The organism is Wolbachia endosymbiont (group B) of Pilophorus perplexus, from assembly GCF_964028155.1.
In the GTDB taxonomy this organism is placed as follows: Bacteria; Pseudomonadota; Alphaproteobacteria; order Rickettsiales; family Anaplasmataceae; genus Wolbachia.
Genome location: NZ_OZ034754.1, coordinates 428,807 through 452,511 on the forward strand (window position 1 = coordinate 428,807; position 23,705 = coordinate 452,511).

22 protein-coding genes, 1 tRNA gene and 1 pseudogene are annotated in these 23,705 nt (G+C 34.3%); 14 read left to right on the forward strand and 10 right to left on the reverse strand.

Translation table 11 applies throughout. From position 1 onward, the window contains the following. Window positions 1-167: 167 nt before the first annotated feature. Window positions 168-1,124, reverse strand: a complete 957-nt coding sequence (locus ABWU28_RS02350; protein WP_213863789.1) for an IS5 family transposase — start codon at window positions 1,122-1,124, stop codon at window positions 168-170. Window positions 1,125-1,565: 441 nt separating this feature from the next. On the opposite strand from ABWU28_RS02350, the pseudogene tnpA reads away from it, so the two are divergent. The 6 genes and pseudogenes from tnpA (at window position 1,566) to ABWU28_RS02380 (ending at window position 6,360) form a co-directional block, all read left to right on the forward strand. After that, a pseudogene (gene tnpA, locus ABWU28_RS02355) lies at window positions 1,566-1,984 on the forward strand (IS200/IS605 family transposase). 107 nt (window positions 1,985-2,091) lie between these two features. Continuing rightward, window positions 2,092-2,937 carry a hypothetical protein gene (locus tag ABWU28_RS02360; RefSeq protein WP_007302842.1) on the forward strand — a complete coding sequence of 282 codons (846 nt, stop codon included), beginning with the start codon at window positions 2,092-2,094 and terminating at the stop codon, window positions 2,935-2,937. 418 nt (window positions 2,938-3,355) lie between these two features. Next, complete coding sequence (locus ABWU28_RS02365) at window positions 3,356-4,132, forward strand: enoyl-ACP reductase (protein WP_007302843.1); 777 nt, start codon at window positions 3,356-3,358, stop codon at window positions 4,130-4,132. 295 nt (window positions 4,133-4,427) lie between these two features. Beyond that, on the forward strand, window positions 4,428-4,814 hold the full coding sequence (locus ABWU28_RS02370; RefSeq protein ID WP_353274937.1) for a hypothetical protein: 387 nt from the start codon (window positions 4,428-4,430) through the stop codon (window positions 4,812-4,814). Between the two features lie 26 nt (window positions 4,815-4,840). Next, window positions 4,841-6,142: a group II intron reverse transcriptase/maturase gene (gene ltrA, locus ABWU28_RS02375; RefSeq protein ID WP_353274935.1), complete on the forward strand. Its 1,302-nt coding sequence runs from the start codon at window positions 4,841-4,843 to the stop codon at window positions 6,140-6,142. Window positions 6,143-6,153: 11 nt separating this feature from the next. Then, a complete protein-coding gene (locus ABWU28_RS02380) occupies window positions 6,154-6,360 on the forward strand; it encodes a hypothetical protein (protein ID WP_353275526.1) in 207 nt (68 codons plus the stop codon). Window positions 6,361-6,449: 89 nt separating this feature from the next. On the opposite strand, the gene ABWU28_RS02385 is transcribed toward ABWU28_RS02380, so the two are convergent. Then, complete coding sequence (locus tag ABWU28_RS02385) at window positions 6,450-7,631, reverse strand: hypothetical protein (RefSeq protein ID WP_010406367.1); 1,182 nt, start codon at window positions 7,629-7,631, stop codon at window positions 6,450-6,452. Between the two features lie 118 nt (window positions 7,632-7,749). Here ABWU28_RS02385 and ychF point away from each other — a divergent pair, with 118 nt between their 5' ends. Beyond that, window positions 7,750-8,844 carry a redox-regulated ATPase YchF gene (ychF, locus tag ABWU28_RS02390; protein ID WP_353275528.1) on the forward strand — a complete coding sequence of 365 codons (1,095 nt, stop codon included), beginning with the start codon at window positions 7,750-7,752 and terminating at the stop codon, window positions 8,842-8,844. A 7-nt stretch (window positions 8,845-8,851) separates the two neighbouring features. On the opposite strand, the gene ABWU28_RS02395 is transcribed toward ychF, so the two are convergent. The 3 genes from ABWU28_RS02395 to glpX form a co-directional block, all read right to left on the reverse strand. Next, window positions 8,852-9,085 carry a hypothetical protein gene (locus ABWU28_RS02395; RefSeq protein ID WP_353275530.1) on the reverse strand — a complete coding sequence of 78 codons (234 nt, stop codon included), beginning with the start codon at window positions 9,083-9,085 and terminating at the stop codon, window positions 8,852-8,854. A 131-nt stretch (window positions 9,086-9,216) separates the two neighbouring features. Next, complete coding sequence (locus tag ABWU28_RS02400; RefSeq protein WP_353275532.1) at window positions 9,217-10,497, reverse strand: hypothetical protein; 1,281 nt, start codon at window positions 10,495-10,497, stop codon at window positions 9,217-9,219. Between the two features lie 140 nt (window positions 10,498-10,637). Then, window positions 10,638-11,561, reverse strand: coding sequence for a class II fructose-bisphosphatase (glpX, locus tag ABWU28_RS02405; RefSeq protein ID WP_254230082.1), 924 nt, complete (start codon window positions 11,559-11,561; stop codon window positions 10,638-10,640). A gap of 114 nt (window positions 11,562-11,675) precedes the next feature. Between glpX and ABWU28_RS02410 the strand changes: the two genes are divergently transcribed. Continuing rightward, window positions 11,676-13,019: an ankyrin repeat domain-containing protein gene (locus tag ABWU28_RS02410; protein ID WP_214303380.1), complete on the forward strand. Its 1,344-nt coding sequence runs from the start codon at window positions 11,676-11,678 to the stop codon at window positions 13,017-13,019. Window positions 13,020-13,096: 77 nt separating this feature from the next. On the opposite strand, the gene ABWU28_RS02415 is transcribed toward ABWU28_RS02410, so the two are convergent. Further along, window positions 13,097-13,170, reverse strand: a tRNA-Arg gene (locus ABWU28_RS02415). Between the two features lie 151 nt (window positions 13,171-13,321). Between ABWU28_RS02415 and ABWU28_RS02420 the strand changes: the two genes are divergently transcribed. The 6 genes from ABWU28_RS02420 to ABWU28_RS07240 all read left to right on the forward strand — a co-directional run bounded on the left by ABWU28_RS02420 (window position 13,322) and on the right by ABWU28_RS07240 (window position 17,687). Next, a complete protein-coding gene (locus ABWU28_RS02420) occupies window positions 13,322-14,059 on the forward strand; it encodes an ABC transporter ATP-binding protein (protein ID WP_007302769.1) in 738 nt (245 codons plus the stop codon). 140 nt (window positions 14,060-14,199) lie between these two features. Continuing rightward, the gene (locus tag ABWU28_RS02425; RefSeq protein WP_006013840.1) at window positions 14,200-14,367 is read left to right on the forward strand and encodes a twin-arginine translocase TatA/TatE family subunit; all 168 of its coding nucleotides are present in this window, start codon (window positions 14,200-14,202) and stop codon (window positions 14,365-14,367) included. Between the two features lie 126 nt (window positions 14,368-14,493). Continuing rightward, a complete protein-coding gene (locus tag ABWU28_RS02430) occupies window positions 14,494-15,147 on the forward strand; it encodes an exopolysaccharide biosynthesis protein (protein ID WP_007302768.1) in 654 nt (217 codons plus the stop codon). A 114-nt stretch (window positions 15,148-15,261) separates the two neighbouring features. Further along, on the forward strand, window positions 15,262-15,918 hold the full coding sequence (locus ABWU28_RS02435; protein WP_007302767.1) for an exopolysaccharide biosynthesis protein: 657 nt from the start codon (window positions 15,262-15,264) through the stop codon (window positions 15,916-15,918). After that, window positions 15,911-17,305, forward strand: a complete 1,395-nt coding sequence (cysS, locus tag ABWU28_RS02440; protein WP_012481729.1) for a cysteine--tRNA ligase — start codon at window positions 15,911-15,913, stop codon at window positions 17,303-17,305. Before ABWU28_RS02435 ends, cysS begins: the two co-directional genes overlap by 8 nt. Next, window positions 17,274-17,687, forward strand: coding sequence for a YqaA family protein (locus tag ABWU28_RS07240; RefSeq protein ID WP_012481730.1), 414 nt, complete (start codon window positions 17,274-17,276; stop codon window positions 17,685-17,687). Before cysS ends, ABWU28_RS07240 begins: the two co-directional genes overlap by 32 nt. 30 nt (window positions 17,688-17,717) lie before the next feature. Here the strand turns inward: ABWU28_RS07240 and ABWU28_RS02445 are convergent, their stop codons facing one another. The 4 genes from ABWU28_RS02445 to ctaD form a co-directional block, all read right to left on the reverse strand. Beyond that, entirely contained in the window at window positions 17,718-20,651 is a 2,934-nt protein-coding gene (locus tag ABWU28_RS02445; protein ID WP_007302765.1) for an AsmA-like C-terminal domain-containing protein, read from the reverse strand. After that, window positions 20,644-21,081: a ribonuclease HI gene (rnhA, locus tag ABWU28_RS02450; RefSeq protein WP_007302764.1), complete on the reverse strand. Its 438-nt coding sequence runs from the start codon at window positions 21,079-21,081 to the stop codon at window positions 20,644-20,646. Before rnhA ends, ABWU28_RS02445 begins: the two co-directional genes overlap by 8 nt. 175 nt (window positions 21,082-21,256) lie before the next feature. Further along, window positions 21,257-22,144 carry a heme o synthase gene (locus tag ABWU28_RS02455; protein WP_052264838.1) on the reverse strand — a complete coding sequence of 296 codons (888 nt, stop codon included), beginning with the start codon at window positions 22,142-22,144 and terminating at the stop codon, window positions 21,257-21,259. Window position 22,145: 1 nt separating this feature from the next. Next, window positions 22,146-23,696, reverse strand: a complete 1,551-nt coding sequence (gene ctaD / locus ABWU28_RS02460; RefSeq protein ID WP_096097191.1) for a cytochrome c oxidase subunit I — start codon at window positions 23,694-23,696, stop codon at window positions 22,146-22,148. Between the last annotated feature and the right edge of the window lie 9 nt (window positions 23,697-23,705).

Below are 23,705 nucleotides of genomic sequence, written 5' to 3' on the forward strand. Positions count from 1 at the left end.
ATTTGTTTATAAAGGTAACTTATACGAAAAATGGTCAGTGCTTACTGTACGAGCATTGTGATTTAGGCCTAAAAAATGCGAGTAGCCCATTTGGTGTTATCCAAGTAGCTGACACTGGGATGGCTTTGTTGCACAGCTCTTCGGATAGTGGGTAATGTATAATAAATTCATGAAGCTATATCAAACTTAGCCATGCCTATTTCAGTAAATTTGTTAAGCAAATAACACTTGAGTAACAGTTCCTTCTCACGATTAATCTCAGATTTATTCCTAAAACTAAATCCAAATATTTGCTTCAGTCGCGAGAAAAAACTTTCTATATAAGATCTCTTCCAATAATTTATCTCTTTTTTCCACCTCTTCATACCATCTTCATCATATGACTTTATGAGCTTGATTGTAGAATTTCTCTCATTCATATAATCCAACTTTGGATGCTCTACTGCATTATTTTGCGGAGGAATCCTTGTCTTTATGTCAAGCTCATCGCACAGTTTGTATAACTTCTTTCGATTATATGCCCTATCTGCATATATCGTGCTTATGTTATACTTGGTATCCACTCTTTCAATAAGATCACAGGCTCCATAGTGGTCGGAATAAACTCCACTACTGTATTTTGCAGCTATAACTTTTTTACTACCTATCTCTAGCATTACATGTAGCTTTCTTGTTTGCTCATAGCGGCGATACTTTCTATCTGTACCATTTGCCTTACTATGGCCTGGAATATTATTGTAGATGCTGATACCTGTACTATCTATAGCAATTTCAATATCTTCCATATCGTTCTTATCAACTCTGCAGTCGTTGATTTTGATATTAAGCTTTTTAAACCTTCTTGAAGCCTGCGAATAGCTGATAATTTGCAAAATTTTCCCTATTTGCTCAAGATATTTCTCTATAAATCCCACTGTTTGCCTAAGACCAATCCTGAATAGATAGGTTATTATGTGAATTAGAATCACTACTTTGTCGCTGTAGACATTGTTGCCACCTGCTACTTTTGGACTATTTTCGTACCAATTTTCAATGGCATCGTTGATATAATGAAAAACATTTCCCCTTTCTTGAAGAAATTTGTTATATTCATTGCAGTTACTGACTTTCATTCTTATTGGCATATTTTTCCTTTGTCGGCTAAATATCTATTTTATAACAAATTCCATCAGTAACTGCCTGTTCTTTCCTTGAGTGGTGCAACAAAGCCCACTGGGATCCAAATTGCAAGTAATGCATTAGGTTGGGTGAGTATAGGTCTTGCGTTATAGAATAACATCATTTACTATGTGCCATATTGCAATGTTTGTAAAGTTGTGTGTGTGGTCCACCAAAAGGGTGTCAGCTACTTGCATGACACTATCTGCTATTTTTCCTTATCTGAATGAATACAAAACGGTTTTTGGTTACTCACGAAATAGATTTGTCCATTTTGCTCTTATTATTTAAAACGCTTTTATGTCAAATATATCAAATTTTTATTGTCCCAAATTTGGGAGAAAAACCCTGGACTTGAAGTCCATCCTTTTAAGAATATAATTTTAAGGTGAAAAATCTGAAAGAATGTGGAATATTATAGAAAAAGCAGTCACTCTGTATATATATCACATAGTGTGGATAACAAAATATCGATATCCAGTACTAGTTGGAGATATTGGACAGAAAGCTAAAGAAGTTGTACAAGAAGTATGTGCAAATAATCAAGTAGAAATTATCAGAGGTAGAGTTGCGTCAAGTCATGTACACGTATACGTTTCTGTACCCCCATACTTAAGTATTAGTAAGTTAGTGCAGTTAATAAAAGGAAAAAGTTCCAGAAAAATCCAGCAAAACTTTCCAGAGCTAAAAAAGAGATATTGGGTTGTGGGCAGTAGGCTACTTTGTCAGGACTAGCGGAAATGTAACTGACGAAATGATAAAAAATTATATTGAAAATCACTCTAAAAAAGAAGATAAATTTGGTGACTTTCAAGTCGAAAGTTAGCATTCTATGCTCTCTCTCAATCTTTGGATTTTAATCCATAGTGGTTGAATTGACATATGTTAAAAACATTCTAAGATAAGACTATTTATAGAATAAGGGGGTATATAATGTTAACTAATTCTTTTAAAAAAAGTTTTGAAGCTGTTCAAGGTATATCTGAATCAGTATCGAGTGATAAACCGAATAGGACTTTCAATTTTCCTCCGAATAATAGGGTGAGAGCAGATGATCATCCATTTTTAGGTACCAAGCATGACCGCAAAATTGAATATTTAGATTGTGATGATGAAGAGTCAAAAAGGCGAATTCTTGCTGATAGCTCTCCTTATAATTCAGAAAATGAAAATCACGGTAAATATCTAAAAGGCAAGATTATTGATGAAACTAAGCAAGAAATTGCTCAACACATAGAAAACAGTGATGTAGAATCTGTACAGCTTAGAGTGAGAAGTCCAATTAGAACTATGTTGACTGCAAGAACTGTGCTGAATGATAATAAAGGAAAAATAAACATTAGTAATATTTTAACTAATGATTTTTTTGAAAGCAATAGGATAACGGCGGTTACATTGTTGCTACCTGGAGATGAAAAAAGAGGAATGCGTGGACGAGTTGATGAGCATGGAGTAAGAATTTATGAAGTAGCTAATGGCTCATATAACATGACTTTGAATTGGTACGATGAAGAAAAAGAATGTAAAATGAAAATTAATATTAGTGATGACGGTTCTATCAAGCTTATTGAAAGCAATGATATCACTTGGGAGCAAATAGCTGCACATAAAGAAGTAAAAGTAGGAAAACAATACGAAGCGAAGTCCTTGTATGATGCACTATCCTACTTACGTAAAGAAGGTTCTGAAATAGTAAAAGTTTCACAGAATCCTTCAACAAGTATGGAAAGTGTGACTATATCAAAACAACTTTCTTCTGCTCAAGGAGTAAGTAAATAAGAAGACTTTATGAGCTGCTTGCAAATATAGGCAGCTTATATTTCAGTATCCTTATTTCATGTTCTCTAGAGTATTTTTATTTCCTGTAATCTTTTTATAAAAACCATAGGCGCCAGTTGGTTTTAAAGTAAAGGTCAAGTATCTGGAATTCTGGACATAAAATCCTCCTGTGTAAAAAAAGTTAGAAAAAAATGCAGTGCATATACGACAGATATACACTGAAGAATATATTTTTTAATAAATTTGATTAAAAAGTCTGCAGACTAAAGATAGATTTTGAGCTCTTAAAATATCTCTAATTGTAATTATAATGAGGTTGGAAATATGCGGAAGTAATTTTTATACGTTAGCTACAGTTAAAACATAATTGACTTTGCCTAGTTAATATTTCAAATTATAAAAAAGGCAAATAATTTCTATGATATTGCAGGGTAAAAAAGGGTTAATAACCGGAATAATAAATAAGAGGTCAATAGCATATGGTATAGCAAAGACTCTCTCAGAGCACGGAGCTGAGCTTGCAATCACTTATCAAAATGAAGTAATAAAAGAGAAATTATTACCAATAGCGAATGAATTAAATGTGGAGCTAACACTACATTGTGATGTTTCAAATGAGGAAATCATACATAGTGCTTTTAAAGAAATAGAGGAAAAGTGGGGTGCTATTGATTTTTTGGTACATGCAATAGCATATTCTGATAAAAATGAGCTCAATGGTAAATACGTTGATACTTCACTAAACAACTTTCTCAATGCAATGCATATATCGTGCTATTCTTTTACTGCTTTAGCAAAAAGCGCCGAAAAAATGATGTTAAATGGTGGTAGTTTACTTACTTTATCTTACTATGGTGCTGAAAAAGTTATGCCAAATTATAATGTGATGGGTTTATGTAAAGCAGCACTTGAAGCAAGTGTAAAATATATAGCATGTGATCTTGGGCCAAAGAACATCAGAGTAAATGCAATTTCTGCTGGTCCAATCAGAACTTTGGCATCTTCTGGAATAAGTGACTTTCACTCCATATCGGAATGGAATAGAATTAATTCTCCACTTAGACGCAATGTTACAATAGAAGATGTTGGCAAGGCAGCACTATACTTATTAAGCGACCTGAGTAGTGGTACAACTGGAGAAATTTTACATGTTGATTCAGGGTATAATGTTGTGGGAATGAAGATAGTAGACTAATACAGTACTGCAGATGCATGTGAAGCCTGTGTTTTTTTGTTATCCGAGTAATTGACATTGGAGCCCAGTGTCAGCTACTCGAATGACAACATTTTTTAATTAAATCTCGCACATTAACCATAGAGTTATTATTTTATAAGTATTTGTTGCTGCTGATCTTCTATTTTTACTTCCTCCATTTGGGTTAAGGGATTGTGCGTGAGGGTTGCTCATGGTGCGCCAAGAAGTGCTTGGAGAACAGTTGGTGAAAATCCAACACAAACAAAGTCTAGCCAACAGTTTGGAACAGACCACTATGTTGCATGAGGTAACGAGTGTAATAGAGCTAGTGGGATGGACAATGCAGGGTACAACGAAAGTGAAGGGATTGAGTTCCGAAATACCTGAAGACATAGAGGTCGACATTTTCATGGCCATGGAAGACAGCATGAAGGATAGCGTAAAGGCAAGTTATCACTCACTCTATCGGGATCTGAGACCGTGCCATGTATTGAAATGGACTTCAAGTGAACTTGGGAGATCCTATGCATTCCTACAAAGGTACGCTGGAACAAGTCAACAAAGGCAAGAACTAGCGGAAGATGCAGGGGAAGTCGGACTGATTGATAGTACTCAGAATGTGGGAAAGCCACGTACAAGGGGAAGCGATCAGCAATATAGTAACTGGAATAGGGATTGCTAGGCCAATACAACGGAGGTTGGAATAACATGCAAAATAAACTAAACCAGATAGCAGTAAGAGCAAAGCAAGATAAGCGACTAAAATTCACATCGTTAGTCCATCTGATAAATACAGAGAATCTTGCGAGATGTTATAAAGAACTGAAGCGTAACAAGGCTTGTGGAGTAGACCAGATAACAGTGGAATCATACGGAGAAAATCTGAATGAGAAACTCGAAGTGCTAGTAGAAAGTATGAAGAGGAAGCAATATCAACCACAACCAGTAAAGAGGGTATATATACCGAAAGCTGGAAGTAAAGAGAAACGCGGACTCGGAATACCATCGACCGAGGATAAATTAGTACAGATTATGCTGAAGAAGATACTAGAAAATATTTACGAGGCAAACTTTCTGGACAGCTCATATGGATTTCGACCTGGAAGAAACTGTCATCAAGCGGTAAATGCACTAGATAAAGCAGTTATGTACAAGCCAATAAACTACATTGTAGAAGTGGATATCAAGAAGTTCTACGATAATATACAGCATAAATGGCTAATGAGATGTCTAAGGGAACGAATAACTGACCCAAATTTGCGGTGGTTAGTAAAGCGGTTTCTCAAGGCAGGGATAGTCGAAGCTGGAAATTATGAAGCAACAAAACAAGGTACACCCCAAGGTGGTATAGTAAGTCCTGTATTAGCAAATATATACTTACATTATGTGTTGGATTTATGGATAGAAAAGAAATTTAAACCAAGATCCAGAGGATATATACAACTAATAAGGTTTTGCGACGATTTTGTGGTTTGTTGCGAAAGTAAGGTAGACGCGGAAGAATTTCTGGAATTACTGAAACAAAGGCTAAATAAATTTGGGTTGGAAGTATCTGAAAACAAGACCAGAGTAGTAAAGTTTGGCAAGAGGGAGTGGCAACAAGCGATAAGAGAGAAACGAAGGACGGAAAGTTTCAATTTTCTGGGGTTTACGCACTATGGTGCAAAAAGTCGTCGTGGTAGATTAATAATGGGACATAAAACCTCAAAGTTAAATCTAGCCAGAAAACTAAAAGAAATCAAGGAGTGGTTGAAAATAGTCCGCGGAAGTATTCGACTTAAAGCTTGGTGGCAAGTACTGAAGGCTAAATTAACAGGACACTATAACTACTTTGGTATTAGCGGAAATTATTGGTGTTTGAAACAATTTTACACATCAGTAAGAAAGCTAGCATTTAAATGGATAAATCGGCGTAGTCAGAAAAAGAGTATGACCTGGGAACAGTTTGTACACTACGTAGAAGTAAATCCATTACCAAAGCCAAAAATACATTTTTCTTTATATGCATAAGAGGGACGACTGTGAAAACTAATATTGATGAGCCGTGTGCGGGAAATCTGCAAGCACGGTTCTTTAGGGGGAGTTGTAGTAATAAAACTCAAACGAGAGGAGTAAAGCTACAGCTTCTACCGAACAAGTTGCCTTGCAAGGAAAAAGTCTTTTTCCTCCCGATCTTGGAGTTGCTTTGCAAGCAAGAAATCCTATTGTTCTTGTGTTTGTTTTGCTAAGACTTTATTCTTATTAAGCAGTGGTTAAAAATGAGCATGGCTTTTATTATAGAATGCCCCCCCTATAGAAGTATATAGACTATGAAGACTTATCTTACAGGTTGTGGTACTTGTTGTTGATAAAATGTTTTTTCTACACGTGCTTCTTCCACACTGCACCTTCTTGATAAGACTGGCTCCTCAAGGCATTTTATACGTTGCTGTACATCATTAATGCACTGCCCTATAACATCACCAATTTTTCCATCAGCATTTTTTGCCAATAACTCATCAAACTCCCTCTCAATCTCTACTCTCTCAGAGATATCCTTTGAAAGATCACAATATTCCAAAATTTCATCTATCTGAAGTTGTTTTGCTAATAGAAAGTCTTCTTGCTCCTGCTGCTGTTTTATTAACTCTTGAGTTACAATTTTAGCCCTAGAGTAATGATTTCCTTCAAGATATATTGTTTCTCTCTCTTTACTACCCCATAACTCGTCATTTAATTTATAACTCTCACGATTAAACATCTGATTTAGTTGATCATTGTTTATCATTTCAGGATTTGGTTCAAACTTTTGTTGTTTCTCTCTGCCGCTAACTTTACAATGGACATTAATTTCAATGTTGGCTAAAGAAGCTAATAATTGAATTTCTTCAATAAAAGGAAAATAACTTTTACTTTCTATTGCTTCTAGATAGGATTGATAGAGTTCAGGTTTGTCAAGAAATGAGCGTGTAATAAAATCACTGTTATATTCGGCATTATAGTCACTCTCACCAATGCCATCAAGAGCCTCTGCATATTCACTTAGATTAAGCACAGCTTGATTATGCGATATATTAAATTTGCTAACAGCTCTACTTACTAACCTCTTCACATTACCTTCAGCATTTTCAATTTTCCTATTTGTTTGCTTAACCAGACCCTTTATTTTATCAGACTTGCCAGTTAAATCCCCTGGCTTATTAAAAAACATATTAAAAACCTTTTCTAGCTGATCCTTTAAAGGAGCTGGCATACTTGGATCATCTAAAGACGTAAATCGACTTAAAAATTTGTGCCATTCCATTCTCATATCTTGCGCTCTTTCAGCTTTATATGTACCAGAACTGTTATCACCAAACACTGCATGAAAAAAGCAATTGCCATCACCTGCAGTATCATATTTAACTACTTGGTTATTAGAAGGTTCTTTTTCTACATTACTCTCTGAAGTCTTGCGTCCTTTAGCATTTTCAATACTGTCAAAACCATTTGGTAATTTCCGTTTTCTAAGCCCAACCATAATTTCTACCTTAATTCAAGCTATATGTTATTATATTAACTAACTTATTAATAAGTAACTAATTAGGTATAGCAAAAATTTTTTAATTATGCAATAATTAAGGCTTTAAATAGCAAATATGAGCTTTAACTGTGGTATAGTTGGGTTACCAAATATAGGAAAATCAACTTTATTTAATGCACTTACAGAGTCAAGTGCAGCTGAAGCTGCAAATTATCCTTTTTGCACAATCGAGCCAAATGTTGGCAAAGTGCCAATACGAGATCAGCGTTTGAAACAAATTGCCTCGATTGCTCACTCGGGGAAAATAATCTACAATCAACTGGAAGTTGTCGATATTGCCGGCTTGGTTAAGGGTGCGAGCAAGGGTGAAGGACTAGGAAATAAATTTTTGAGTCATATCAGAGAAGTTGATGCCATTGTTCATCTGCTCAGGTGCTTTACGGATGACGATATCAGCCATGTAAACAGTAAAATAGATCCAATATCAGATGCTGAAATAGTGGAAATGGAGTTAATTCTAGCTGATATTGATAGCATAGAAAAAAGGCTTCCTCAATTGGAAAAGAAAGCAAAGCAAGGTGATAAAGAGCTAAAGAGACAACTTGAATTAATGCAAGAGGTATTAGCTACTTTAAAATTAGGTAAACCGGCAAGAAGCTTGGAGAATATCGATGAAGATGAGATGAAGTTGCTTCAATTGCTAACAACAAAGCCTGTTATGTATGTATGCAATGTTGAAGATACGAATATCATAACTGGTAATGAACTATCTAAAAGGGTGGAAAAAATGGCAGAGGAAAACAAAAGCAAATTTTATTGTATTTCAGCGAAACTTGAAGCAGATATTGCAAATCTTGATAGTGAAGAGGAAAAACAGAATTTTTTATCAGAATTTGGCTTACAAGAATCAGGACTTGATGGAGTAGCACGTATTATGTATGAAGTGCTAAGTATGATAACTTTTTTTACTGTGGGCCCCAAAGAAGCACGTTCATGGCCAATAAAGATAGGATCAACAGCTGACAAAGCAGCAGGTGTAATTCACACTGATTTTGAAAAGGGATTTATAAAAGCAGAAACCATAAGCTTTGCAGACTATATAAAATATGGAAGCGAATTAGCTTGCAAAGATGCAGGGAAAGTTCGCTTCGAAGGCAGAGACTATATAGTGCAAGATGGTGATATAATGCACTTTAGGTTTAATGTGTAGTATACATCTAACTACCAAAAAACCAGGGAATACGGCCTCTGTTTATTATATCTTTCTCTTCGCTGACCTCATCTAGTTCCACATCATGGAGAATGGAGCTAGGTATTGTAACAACTTCTTTTCCCTGTGGTTGTATATTCTTCTCTTCCTCACATAATACGTTCTCCAGACATTCTTCTAAAAATTCATGTAAAGCTTTACCTTCTATAAGCACATCTTCGCTTTGCTCAGCTAATTTCAAAATTTCGTCTAGTTCAACATCTTTACCATTAATAGTTGCCTGACCAATCTCAATTTCACTAGGATTTACATTTAAACTAATAAAGCAGTTAACAGAATTACCTTTCTCATTTTCTGCACTCCAACTAATTTTTATATCGCATGTTGCATCTTTTGCAAAGCGGTACCTTCTATAAGCACATCTTCGCTTTGCTCAGCTAATTTCAAAATTTCGTCTAGTTCAACATCTTTACCATTAATAGTTGCCTGACCAATCTCAATTTCACTAGGATTTACATTTAAACTAATAAAGCAGTTAACAGAATTACCTTTCTCATTTTCTGCACTCCAACTAATTTTCATATCGCATGTTGCATCTTTTGCAAAGCGGTAATTTCTTTTTCCATTATCATTCTTCTCAACCGTTGCTATTCTTTTATCGTTACTGTATATTTCTACTATCTTTACCTCATTTTTATTTCTTTCCATCCCTTCAATTTTGTCAGTGAAAAGACGGCTGATTTCTAAGCTACACCCAGGCTTAGAAATATTAATACTAAGATGATCATGATGATTAAGAGAACGTTTTGCATATGCGCATGGCACATAACATCCATCAAAAAAGGCAACTGCACTATCAGTTTTGAGAAATTCCTGTCCGTTACTCATCCCTTCTTCGACTCGAAGAAGATATCTACCCAACCTCTTTTTAAAATTCTTTCGCTTGTCTTCAGGAATAGACTTTTCATTCAATATACTTATTATTTCTTTTTGCTTACTTAATACTACATAATTAAAAAGGAAAATGTTCTTATTCCATCGATAATAATTCGCTATTTTGTCAAATGGATCTGCAGGCCAGCCTTTATTATAATTTACGTTATCCTTATCATCTTTACACAAATTATCCTTAAGGCCAAAATTCAATTTTCTAAAATCTGATAATACTTCTTCTGCCCTATCTTCAAACAATTGAAGTTTATTTTGAAATTCTTTCCCATAATTCATTTTCTCGTTTATTTTAAGAAGATATTCACTAAATTTCTTCCTAAAATTTTCTTGATCTTTGTGGGCAAGCCTCTGATCTAATATATCTGTTATGTATTTTCGCTTATTCAATATTACGTAGTTAAAAAGGTCACTTTTTTTCCTCCTTTCATAATCTTCTGCTATTTCGTTAAAACACTCATTACTGTTCTTAAAATCCAATTTTTCGAAGTCTTGGAGCACGTTTTTTACATCATCCTCACTAAATTGAAGATTTGTTTGAGGAGACACGTCAGTTCTACTTTGATCATCAAGTTGAGGATTTTTTTTAGTAGATTGGACTAATAAACTTTCTGTGCTGTTAGAGAAAGAATGATTATTTTCTTCAGATTGAGAACTTTTCTTTTTAGACGTATTAGTAAAAAAATTAGTTAGTGAACTAAACATTAAGCACCTCTTAGTATTACTATTTAACTATAACTTAATGCCAAATGTTGTAAAGCTAAAATTAATATGTAAATTCATTTTTTTACAAGACAGCTACAGGTAGCTTCTACAAAATTATATAATTAGTATATAATAAATGTTCAAGATATTGATTTCGTTTGTATTTTTACTACCTTACCAGGTAATATTATTAATGAACGGGTCAAGCAGATATCTCGATTAAGTTTTACTCCATCCACAAGTTCTCCATTTGTTACTCCAGTTGCAATAAACACTGATTCACCCTTTGCCATATCTTTTATGGTGTAGATTTTTTCTGGGTCCGTGATATTCAAAATTTTTGCTCTTTCTCTTAACTGATCGGTGTCAAATATCAATCTTCCTTCCATCTGTCCACCGATTGAGCTTAGTGCTGCAGCTGCAAGCACTCCCTCTGGTGCTCCTCCTATGCCGATATACATATCGTGGTTGCCATTTATTAGTGAAACTACGGCTGCAACATCACCATCATCTATTAGTTTAACTTTTACTCCCAATCTCCTGATTTTCAATATTAATTCATCATGTCTTTCACGTTTAAGTACAGTTACTATAAGATCACTTGCTTTACATCCTTTTGCCTTGGCTAAATTGTCCAGATTCTTCTCAATCCTATTTTTTAGTGAGACTACACCCTCTGGGAGATTTTTTCCCACTGCTATCTTTTCCATATAAACATCAGGTGCATGTAAAAAATTACCTTTTTTTGTTGCAGCAAGAACAGACATTGCTCCTTGTTTATAATGAGCGCAAATCGTAGTGCCCTCAAGTGGATCAACAGCGATGTCAATCTCAGGGCCACTTCCTGTGCCAACTTTTTCTCCGATATATAGCATCGGTGCTTCGTCCCTCTCCCCTTCCCCAATCACAATTGTACCATTTATTTCCATTGAATTTAGCACCGTACGCATTGCATCAACTGCAACCTGATCGGCCTTTTTTTCATTACCAAGGCCTGCCAATTTATATGCAGCAAGTGCTGCAGCTTCGGTCACTTTCACTAACTTATAGGCTAAATCTTCCATCATTTACTCGAGAATTATAAATCAATATATATCATGCCATTTGAGACTGCAAGATTCCTTGACTGATTGTGGGAAAGTTAGTATAACATAAGCATTATAGTAGTGGGTTTAATTATGGCATATAGTGATGGTGATGTTAAGAAGTTTTATCGCAAAATAGCTGCAATTTTAAAATTTGATAATAAAGGGATTGCTAGTCTTGAAGATCTAACAAAGGAAGGAAGTTGGAAAGAAATTAATTTTCAAGATAAATGTGAAGGAGGCCATTCATTAGGAGATTTACTTCTAAAACTTGCAGATGAAAATGACAACCTACGTATTAAAGAATTTTTCCTTAAAAACGGATTCAAGCTTCCTGAGCAAGAACAAATAGCTGAAGCGGTAAATGAGAAGGAAGAAGAGGAGCAAAACATACCTGATGTGGAGGAGAGTAGAGCAGAACTTAGCAACAAAAATGAAGATGATCAATTTTCTACTTCATACAACAAGATAAAGAAAATTGTAGCTAGCAACCCTAATATAACTGCTGAGGAGTTTTGTAATGAGCTTGAAAAAGAGAAAATAGATATAAAAATAACAAACCAAGATGGTTGGACTTTGCTTTATTATGCTGTCCGTTCAGAAGGACCTGGTATTATCGACGATCGCATTATATTCCTAAAGATTGTTGAGTTACTCACAAATTTAAACATCGGAATCGATTTTAAAGATACTGCTTCCAAAACTGTGTTGGGTACAGCTGCAATAAATAAACAAGCTGATGTTATAAAGATACTCTTGGATAGTGGTAAATTTAATGAAGAAGAAAAATTTAACGCTCTGCGTCTTGCTATTATCCAAGGTAATGTTCAAGAAGTTAAAGCATTTTTAGGTTATGTAAATGCTGAAAGCAGACAAGCAGCTTTAGAGTGTGCTGTGAATAATACACAAAATAATACACAAGAAGAAATTACTCAGGTACTTTTAAACTTTATTACACCAGAAACACCCAATGTAAAAGAAAATAGAGCAAAACCTTGCAGCAGTAATGGAAATATTGGTAATAGATCTGTAGCAACAGCGCCTCCAGTTAGTACTAACGGTAATAATAACAAAAATGAAACGCCTGTATCAACAAGGGCTGACCCAACTGTCACACCAAATAATGATAAGAAAGCTAACGGCTTTGTAGAGGCTCAATTTTCTCCACCACATGAAAAAGAAACTAAATACAAAAAAAGTAAGGAGAGTTTTTACGCCTCATTAAGGAGTGATGTTGTTGGAGTTGTTATTGCAGGATTGTTTGTTGCTGCTGCTGTGATGGTTCCATCTTTAGCTGGTGCATTAGTTTGCAGTGTCCTAGCTATTTTAGTTGTAATAGTAACTGGATTACATGTAAAAAATTCTACACTGCCAAGTTATAGAGCAATGGAAGAAAATAAGGTTGAGCATATAAACCCAAGCATGCAAACGCTGTAAGTTGAGAAACTGGGACTCTAACTCCTAGAACGGTGTTGTAAACCTGTGTTAGTTTCTTCTACTTTATTAAGATTAAGTGGGACTAGTGCGATTCGAACGCACGGCCTTCGGATTAGGAATCCAACGCTCTATCCTACTGAGCTATAGTCCCATGTCTTCTGCTATTTATGCAAAATTATAGCAAAAAGTCTCGCATTTTTCTAGGCACCCTGTACAATTAATTCACAATAATAAAAAATATTTCTGTATTTCTTGAATGTAATACTGTTATATTTAATAATACGATTCCAATTGAAAGATTAATGCTAGTTAACAATATTAGTTACTTTTATAGTAATCAAGATGGCTTTGCTTTAAGCAACATCAACATTCAAGTGAAGAAAGGAAGTGTTGCCTGTTTACTAGGTCATTCTGGCTGTGGCAAGTCAACAATTCTAAAATTAATCGCAGGAATAGAAAATCCAAAATCTGGAACCATTGTTATAAATGATAAATTAGTTGCAAGTAACAAAGTGTCAATTGCTATAGAGCGTAGAAATATCGGATTGATTTTTCAGCATTCTGCATTATTTCCTCATAAAACAGTAATAGAAAATATAACTTTTGCTATTTGCAGTACTTCTAAGAAAGAAAAATACCTTACTGCATTGGAAATCTTAAAGCTATTTAATATAGAAAAATATGAAAACATGTACCCTCATGCTTTATCAGGAGGACAGCAACAATTAGTTGCAATAGCAAGAGTAATGGCGCAAAATCCTGATGTTGTTTTGCTCGATGAACCATTTTCTAATTTAGATATACTGCTCAAATATCGAATAAGGCACCATATATTGTCACTTTTTAGAAGCAAAAATATTCCTGTACTCATGGTAACTCATGATCCGCAAGAAGCGTTGAAAGTTGCAGATTTTATTTACGTGATGAAAAATGGTAAAATTATTCAATCAGGAGTTCCTAGCTACATATACCACAGACCTAAAGATGATACGTTAGCAAAATTTTTTAGTGAGCTTCCTTTTACTCTACAGCTAAACTAAACTTAATGTTAGGCTAAAACTATTATAAGATAATTAAAAACTCTTGATTTATAATTTAATAAAAGTGATATAATTTATGTATCACTTGGCTTCAGTCAAGTTTTAATACCTAAAAGTTAATATTTTCAACGGAGGTACAAATGAGTTTAGGTCCATGGCAGCTGTTTCTAGTCTTAATAATAATCTTAGTTCTGTTTGGTGCAGGTAGGTTACCACAAGTTATGGGTGATTTAGGCAAAGGCATTAAAAACCTTAAACAAGAACTTAAGGATTCAGAGAAACTATCATCTAATGAACCAGATCGTTAGCTTCCTTATGTTTCGTGACACGCACTAAAGTGCGTGTCATTTGTTTAAACAAGGCTAAAGAATTGAAGAGGTATGATTGAAGTACAGTAATAATTATGTTAGTTAGAATGTTATTAAAGGTTAATCGTGGAAGAAAGTGAGAAATTGACTGAAGATAAAAAATTGGCCTCTGATATTCTAAAAGAGGTTGCAGATACCAATAACAACGATAGTGATAAAGTAACATTGTTCGACATCAAAACAGCTTTACATGAGCGCGGTTTTGGTATTTTAATAATTATCTTCTCTTTACCGCTATCAGTACCTATACCTGTTCCACCTGGCTATACAACCATTCTTTCTATACCTTTAATCTTATTTTCACTGCAGCTTCTATTTGGGTTTGATTCTCCTTGGATGCCTAATTGGCTAGAAAGGAAATCTTTTCAACGTTCAACACTAGCTCTCGTGGTAGAGAAAACTTCACCTATATTAAAAAAAATAGAAAAGTTCATGAAACCAAGAATGTCTTTTATTTTTCTTGGTCCGGGTGAAAAGATTCTAGCTTTTATGATGTTGCTTTGTGCAATAATAATAGCTCTTCCATTACCTTTTACTCACTTCCTTCCTGCAATTGGTATAACTCTTATTTCACTCGGCATTATGGGTAAAGATGGATTTTTATCTACGTTAGGAGTGTTAGTTTCATTCTGTGCGTTATTGGTTACCCTTATTGTAATAGTTAAAGGACCAAAACTTATAGCCGGAACACTTTCTCTTCTTAAAAGCCTTATAACTTAAAAGCTTTACAACACTTTAATAAAAGAATGAAGTACAGCATGAAATGAATAATCGATATTGAAATATAGCAATAACTATGTTAGTTAGAAGTTATATTGTTATTAAAGGGTAACTGTGGAAAAAAGTGTGAAATTGACTGAAGATAAAAAATTGGCCTCTGATATTCTAAAAGAGGTTGCAGATACTAATAATAACGATAATGATAAAGTAACATTATTTGATATTAAAACAGCTTTACATGAGCGTGGTTTTGGTATTTTAATAATCATCTTCTCTTTACCGCTATCAGTACCTATACCTGTTCCACCTGGCTATACAACCATTCTTTCTATACCTTTAATCTTATTTTCACTGCAGCTTCTATTTGGGTTTGATTCTCCTTGGATGCCTAATTGGCTAGAAAGGAAATCTTTTCAACGTTCAACACTAGCTCTCGTGGTAGAGAAAACTTCACCTACATTAAAAAAAATAGAAAAGTTCATGAAACCAAGAATGTCTTTCATTTTTCGTGGTCCTGGTGAAAATATTTTAGCATTTATAATGCTGCTTTGTGCATTATCGATAGCAATCCCACTTCCTTTAACTAACTTCATTCCTGCAATTGGTACAACTCTCATTTCACTGGGTATCATGAGCAAAGATGGATTTCTCTCTATAATGGGAGTATTAGTATCATTGTGTGGGTTATTACTTACTCTTGTCGTAATAGTTAAAGGACCACAGCTTATATTTGGAGCATTTTCTTTTCTAAAAAGCTTTGTATATGGTTAAGCTTTACAACACTTTAACAAAAAAAAAAGAGCCCTTTACACCGATCGATAAAGATCATATAAAAATGTACGTTTGTGGGCCAACAGTATATGATACAGCACATATAGGTAATGCACGTTCTATTGTTGTTTACGATGTATTATTTCGACTGCTTAAATTTTGTTATGGAAAAGTTACTTATGTGCGTAATATAACCGACATCGATGACAAGATAATCAATGCAGCAAATGAGAAAAATAGTAATATAGAAAGCATTAGCAAATATTACACTAAAACTTTTCATGAAGACATGGAAAGCATAAATTGTGCAGAACCAACATATGAACCAAAAGCAACGGAAAACATAGATAACATTATCAAGTTAATTGAGTCTTTGCTGCAAGCTGGTCATGCTTATGAATCCAATAAACATGTATATTTTAGTGTAGAATCTTACCCTGAATACGGCGTTTTATCAGGAAAAAAAATTGATGAATTAAACTACGGTAGTAGAGTTGAAGTTGGTGAAAATAAAAAACACCCAGGAGACTTCGTACTTTGGAAACCTGCAAACGAAACTGACTATAAACTTTCAAGTCACTGGAATAGTCCATGGGGAGAGGGAAGACCAGGGTGGCATATAGAATGTTCAGCAATGTCATATGCTTACCTTGGCAAAGATTTTGACATTCACGGTGGGGGTATAGACTTGCAATTTCCTCATCATGAGAATGAAATTGCACAGAGTAAATCTGCATTTGCTGAGTCAACGTTTGCAAAATATTGGGTACACAACGGGTTTCTTACGGTAAATGAAGAGAAAATGAGCAAATCCTTATTTAATATAGTCAAAGTAAGGGATTTGTTAGATAGTGGAATAAAGGGTGAAGTAATACGTTATGCGCTGCTTAAAACTCACTACAGAAAACCACTTGATTGGACAGAAAATGTTATCTCTGAGTCGCAAGAAACTTTAAACAAGTTTTATCGGTTATTACGTAGTACATGTATTGAGGAAAGTGATACAGAAGTCTCTAAAGATTTTATAGAGGCTTTGAAAAACGATTTAAACATTCCTGAAGCTGTAGCCATATTGCATGAAATGGCTACAGAAATCAATAAGACAAGTAATGAATATGAGAAGCTCAAATTAACTAAGAAGTTTGTTAAAAGCGCAAGGTTCATTGGTATTCTTGAGTCAAGTTATCAAGAGTGGTTTGCAAGTGGTGTGAGTCATCAAGAAATAGAAAGGTTGATAGACTTAAGAAAAGTAGCAAAACAAAATAAAGATTATGATACTGCAGACAAAATAAGAGAGCAATTGAAACAAATGGGGGTTACAATTTCTGACAACGAAGATGGTACAACAACTTGGTATGGAAAATTATCTCCTATTGTTTATAGATAGCCTAGTATCATCGCTTATCTTACCCATACATCAAGGTTTTGTACTTTACACTATGTTATGCTTTAGGTCAAACTACGATCAACTACTTATATTACTTTTTGGAGTATTAGGATCCAGTCTTGGTGGAATAGCTAACTGGTATTTAGGTAGAATAACAATTTTTATCAGAAGATCACATCACAAATTAGAGAATGAAGACAAAACACCAAAAATTGTAAGGCACCTACTGATTTGTGCAGTTGCATTGCTTTCGTGGGTACCAGCACTTGGAAGTGTGACTCAGATTTTATCCGGTTACTTCAAGTTAAACCTTTATATTCTTGTTCCCTTAATTATTTTATCTAACTTCCTCTGTTTGTTGTATCTAACGTTTACCATCTAACTAAACATCAATAAACAACTTTTCTTCTGGTCATATTGAGCTAAATTTCTTCTTCAAACTACCTTTTAAAATGCTTTTATTACTTTTTGTCATAATACGATCAAATACTCCTAATAACCTCTTAAGTAAGCTTGGGGTTAGCGAAGAGATAGGATTAACAGATACGTTGTTGTTTTTATCATCACCATTTGCTTTGTAGTCTATTGAAATAATCCCCCTACTCTTTCCACCAGTCAGAAGTTTTCCGATTATAGGGATTTTCAACAAAGATTTGTTAATTGAGTATGCCGGTATTACTTGTCCTTCAACCTGGAATTTATAACCCTTAATATCGAGCGTACCACTAGTGCTAATGCCTAGTTCCGCTCCTTCAAGCCAAGATTCTTCAATTTCAACAGTGCCATCTTTATATGAAAAAGGTGCATTACACTTATAAAAATGTACACCTTCGTTCTTTATAGCATTTACAATACCAGGCAGTGAAGACATTGATAATAAAGTGGTAAGCAGTGGAGCATCTTTGATATAGAAATTGCTGATAGATAACATACCATAATGTTCTCCATTTTCTCTCTTAGAAGATAGATAAAGAGATAATTTGCCATTTTTAACTGATTTACCAATACCTAAAGAACGCAAAAGCATACCTGAATTATCCGAATATATTTCAAGCCCTATTTCACTATGTTCTACTAGTATATTACTGTTATCTTCTAAAAACTGTCCTGTGAATTGACTTCCACTACAATCACCTTTAGCACAAGTTACATTTAGCTTAGCATCTTTTATGATAATTCCTTCTTTCATAATTATATTATCAACATTCATAGTAACTTCTATTTTGTTATTTAATCGATTACTATCTTTGCCAAGTAAACCTAACACATCACTTAAGTTGATTTTCTCACCGTGAATAGTTATGGCATTTTTCTCCTTACCTGATTCAATTTCTATACTAAAATTATTATCAGGTAATTTAAAGTTGCTAGAATTTAAATATAGATTTCCATTTTCTACTCTTCCGCTAAATTTTATGTCTAGATCATTTCCTACAACATCTAGTTTATCTATTAGTAACTTACCTACTCCTTTTAGCCTTGTAGAAAATAAAACTTCATTGTGATCTTCAAAATGGTTTTTCCACCCTAAGTAGCTTGAACGCAACTCGAGCTCTGATAAATCTATATTACCATTAACATACCCTGTTTTGTCTTGATACATTACTGACTCTATATTTGCATTGATATAGCCATCACCGAAATTAAGTATTTGAGCAGGCAAATCTCCAGTCAAACTCCAGGCAAAATTTTCATTTTTATTGCTACTTTTGAGGTCAAATAGCAGCTGTGTATTATTTACCATACCACTGCCATTTAAATCAATAAAATCTCCGCCGAAATCAAGCTTAATCTCATATTTACCAAGACTGCCATTATACGCGACAAAATTATCAATTTCAGAATGAAATTTGGCTAAAAAATCTACTTTTTTATCATCAGCATTTAAATTAAAAATGTGAAAACTGAATACAGATTTTGCTATTCCACCTATACTGTCCCTTGTAATCTTCATCATATCATCCAGCTTAAATTTTATAGGTTCATATAACCCATAAGCATCACTTACAGCCTGACCATTAATTGTGAGAACAGAATCCTCTTTATTAAGAGATTGCATCTCAATTTCGCCACCATCAATATTGAAATTCTGGAACTTAGCGCTATTTACAATAATTTTGAGATTGTTATCCTTGAGGGTTAACTCACCGTTCAAGTTCTCTACTCGTTCAAAATCCTCATCAAATTGAACGCTGCCATTTTCTATATCAGCAACAATTACAATACCTGACAGATCATCATTTATTAAACTATCGATTTTACCGTTAAAACTTATAATTGTATTTATAATATTCCCATCAATATTATTACAATACCACTTTCTAAATTCATTGTTCACTAGACCATCTGGTACATAAGTACATAAATCTTTTGCAACAAGTTTACTAATATTAACTCTAAGCAAAGCATGATTTGTGCCAAAGTTCATTTTACCAATCAAAGAAAGGTAAGTATCATTTAACTTAAAATGAAAGTTTTTTATGCTAATGATTTCATCACTATATGTCAAATTTACATTTACATTAGTCAAGGCTAAGTTTTTACCTGAGTGACTCTCTGTATTTAACACGTATATGTTTCCGTCCACAACTTCATCCTTTCCATTAATTCTAATTGAAAAGTTTCCTTTGAATCCTATTTCTTTGTCCAAATTGTAACTTTTAACTAGTGTGGAAAATTCGTTAAATAGCCCCAACTTTAGGTTATAGAATGTTCCATAGAAATTTAGTAAATTATTACGGTTTTTTATCGTAATGGATAAATCATCTAGAAACCCTTTACCTTCTTTTGTATGGACACGAATATCCAAAACATTGAAATCTTCCCCCTTCCCTACATATACTTTATCAATAAAAAATTCACCTTCCATGCTTTTATTGATAGCAATGTTAGTAATTTTAATCCTTGAGTCTGCATTGAAGTAGAAAAAAAATTTTCTTATTGTCTTTAGCAGATTTTTTGTACTACTCATCTTCTCTGTCATTACAGATGTTATCTCTTTGCTCTCCTCCCTCTTGATATATATGTGTACATTATCAGCTAAAACCTGAGAGAACTTTTTGGAACTTAACTTAAAGTGTACGAAAAGCTCAGGAACTTCTATTGTAAAATCAGGATTTGTTATTTTTAAATCTGTAATGACTAGCTTGCCATCTTGATGCCAAATAACCGAAGTACTCTCCATGCTGACATCCGAATTGGTAAATATCTTTAATATTTTTTTCTTTATATAAAAATTAATATAACTAATATTGATTTCTAGAGGTCCCTCACCTTTAAAAAAGATAAAGAAGCAGGATATAAATAATAAAATTATAGAAAATGATATAGTAATTTTTTTAAGCATTGATTATTGCTTTTCTTGCTAGAATATCAGCTTCCTCATTGTATTTGTCACCATTATGCGCTTTCACCCAATTCCAATTAATTTCGTGTTGCAAAGCAGCATTATCTAATTCTTTCCATAATTCTATATTTTTTACTGACTTCTTATTACTTGTCTTCCAGCCGTTCATTTTCCACTTATTTATCCATTCTGTTATACCGTATTTAATATAGAGGCTATCCGTATACAAACTGATATTACAAGGAAATTTTAATACCTTCAGTCCATTGATCACTGCTGTTAACTCCATTTTATTATTTGTAGTATTTTCTTCTCTACCACAGATGTTCTTTCTATGATTTTGAAATAATATGATTGCTGCCCACCCTCCTGTCCCTGGGTTACCAGAGCATGCTCCATCTGTGTATATTGTCACTTCCTTTTTCTTCATCTTTAACTGTAGTGAATTAATAAAGTATATCGTTGCTTCTATAAAATCACAATTTTTATAGATATAGAGGCAATTTAAGCCGCACCTTTAAATTTTATTATGGAAATAAAAAAAAGTGCTACAACGAGCATTATTAGAAGAGAAAGTAAAAGATAGTTTTTATGTTCTTTCATGGTTAAAACAAATCAATAGAGCAGTAAATAACGCTGGCAAACAGAGAAAATAGATAAGAAATCGAATAAGAAAACATTTTTTTCTGCGAGCTATGACTCTTAAGCCTTATAACGGATGCAGCAAACCAAATAAAAACACACCCTTCAATAATTGCCATACTGAGGTAAAATAGAGCCTTTTTCAAAAATAGTGCTGGGAGTAAGCTAGTTAATACGAGTAACACGCTATAGATTAATATATATTTCCTCGTTTTTTCTGGACCATAAACGATATTGAACATTGGAATCGATGCTTTTGTATAATCTTCAGATCTATTTAAGGATAGAGCCCAAAAATGTGGTGGAGTCCACATAAAAATTATTAAAAATAGAATACAACTTTCCCAGCTTACAGAGTCAGTTACAACCGCCCAGCCAATCATTGGAGGAAAAGCACCTGCTGCACCACCAATAACAATATTCTGCGGAGTACGCCTTTTGAGCCAAATTGTATACACAAAAACATAAAATAATATGCTAATTGCAAGCAAAGCAGCAGAAACATAGTTCACTGCTATTGCCATGATAAATACTGACAATATTCCAAGAGTTATGCCAAATTCAAGCGCGCTTTCTGCAGAAACTCTACCTGAAGGTATAGGGCGGTTTTTTGTTCTCTCCATAAGCAAGTCTATATCTCTGTCATACCACATATTTATTGCACCTGCAGATCCTGAACCAAGAGCAATGCACATAAGAGATATTAGTGCAAGGAAAGGATGAATGCTACCTGGTGCAGCAACTATTCCAGCAATTGCAGTAAACACTACAAGGTACATTATCCTTGGCTTTAGCAAATGCCAAAAATCCAGTATTGTTGATTCAACATTTAGCAAAACACTTGTGTACATTCTATTTTATCACTGGTGGTTTTTCAAAAGTATGAAAAGGCGGTGGTGAAGATACCGTCCATTCTAAAGTGTCACCTTCCCAAGGATTATCTCCAGTTTTTTTGCCCCACTTAAAGAGATGTATAACTATAAATACAAAAAACATAACTGAAAGAAAGGACATATATGAGCCAATTGAGGATATATAATTCCAAGGGATAAACGCGTCGGGATAATCAGGTATACGCCTTGGCATACCTGCTAATCCCAGGAAATGCTGGGGTAAGAAAGTGACATTGGTGCTAATAAAAGTGAGCCAAAAGTGTATCTTTCCTAAACACTCGTTATATTGCTTACCTGACATTTTGCCTATCCAATAATAAAAACCGGCGAAAGCTCCAAATAATGCAGCAAGCGACATGACATAGTGAAAGTGAGCAACGACATAATAGGTATCGTGCAAAAGCTTATCTATTCCACCGTGAGAAAGAATTATTCCGGTTATACCACCTCCAACAAACATGAAAATAAAACCTAATGCAAACAGCATTGGTGTCTTCAATTCAATCGCTCCACCCCACATAGTTGCAATCCAACTAAAGACTTTTACACCAGTTATAACACCAATGAAAATTGTGCTAGTGCTAAAAAATATAGCAGCATCCTCGCTAAGCCCAACAGTAAACATATGGTGAGCCCAAACCATGAAGCCAAACGTTGCTATTCCTATCATGGCATAAACCATTCCCATATAACCAAATACTGGCCTATGAGAAAAAGTTGACACAATCTGACTGATGATACCAAATGCAGGAAAAATAATTATGTAAACTTCTGGATGACCAAAAAACCAAAACAGATGTTGAAATAACACAGGATCACCACCACCAGCAGGATCAAAAAAGGAGGTACCTATATTACGATCAGTGAGCAGCATAGTTATAGCACCAGCAAGTACCGGTAAGGCAACAATTAACATAAATGACGTGAGTAAAATAGACCAAACAAATAGTGGTATCTTAGTTAGTGACATACCTTTTGCACGCATATTGAATATGGTAACTATAAAGTTGATCGCCCCAACAATTGATGACATACCAGCAACATGAAGTGCAAGTATAGCAAGATCAACTCCTGCACTTGGGTGAGACATGATTTGCGATAGAGGTGGGTATAAAGTCCATCCTGTTCCAGGACCTTCGCCAGCAAATACCGAGAGGATAAGCAAAATAAAAGATGAAACTAACAACCAAAAACTTAAATTATTCATACGAGGAAATGCCATATCTGGTGCACCAATCATGAGAGGTACGAACCAATTACCAAATCCTCCCATTAAGGCTGGCATTATCATAAAAAACACCATTATTACCGCATGCCCTGTAATCATTACGTTATATAGCTGGTAATTATTGTTAAGTATATTAATGTGCATTAGCTGAGTACGAATAATTACCGATAATAATCCACCAATAATTCCAGCTAATATGGAAAAAATAATGTATAGTGTCCCTATATCTTTGTGATTAGTAGAAAACAGCCAACGTCTTATACCTTTTGGTACATCACTCATATCTATACT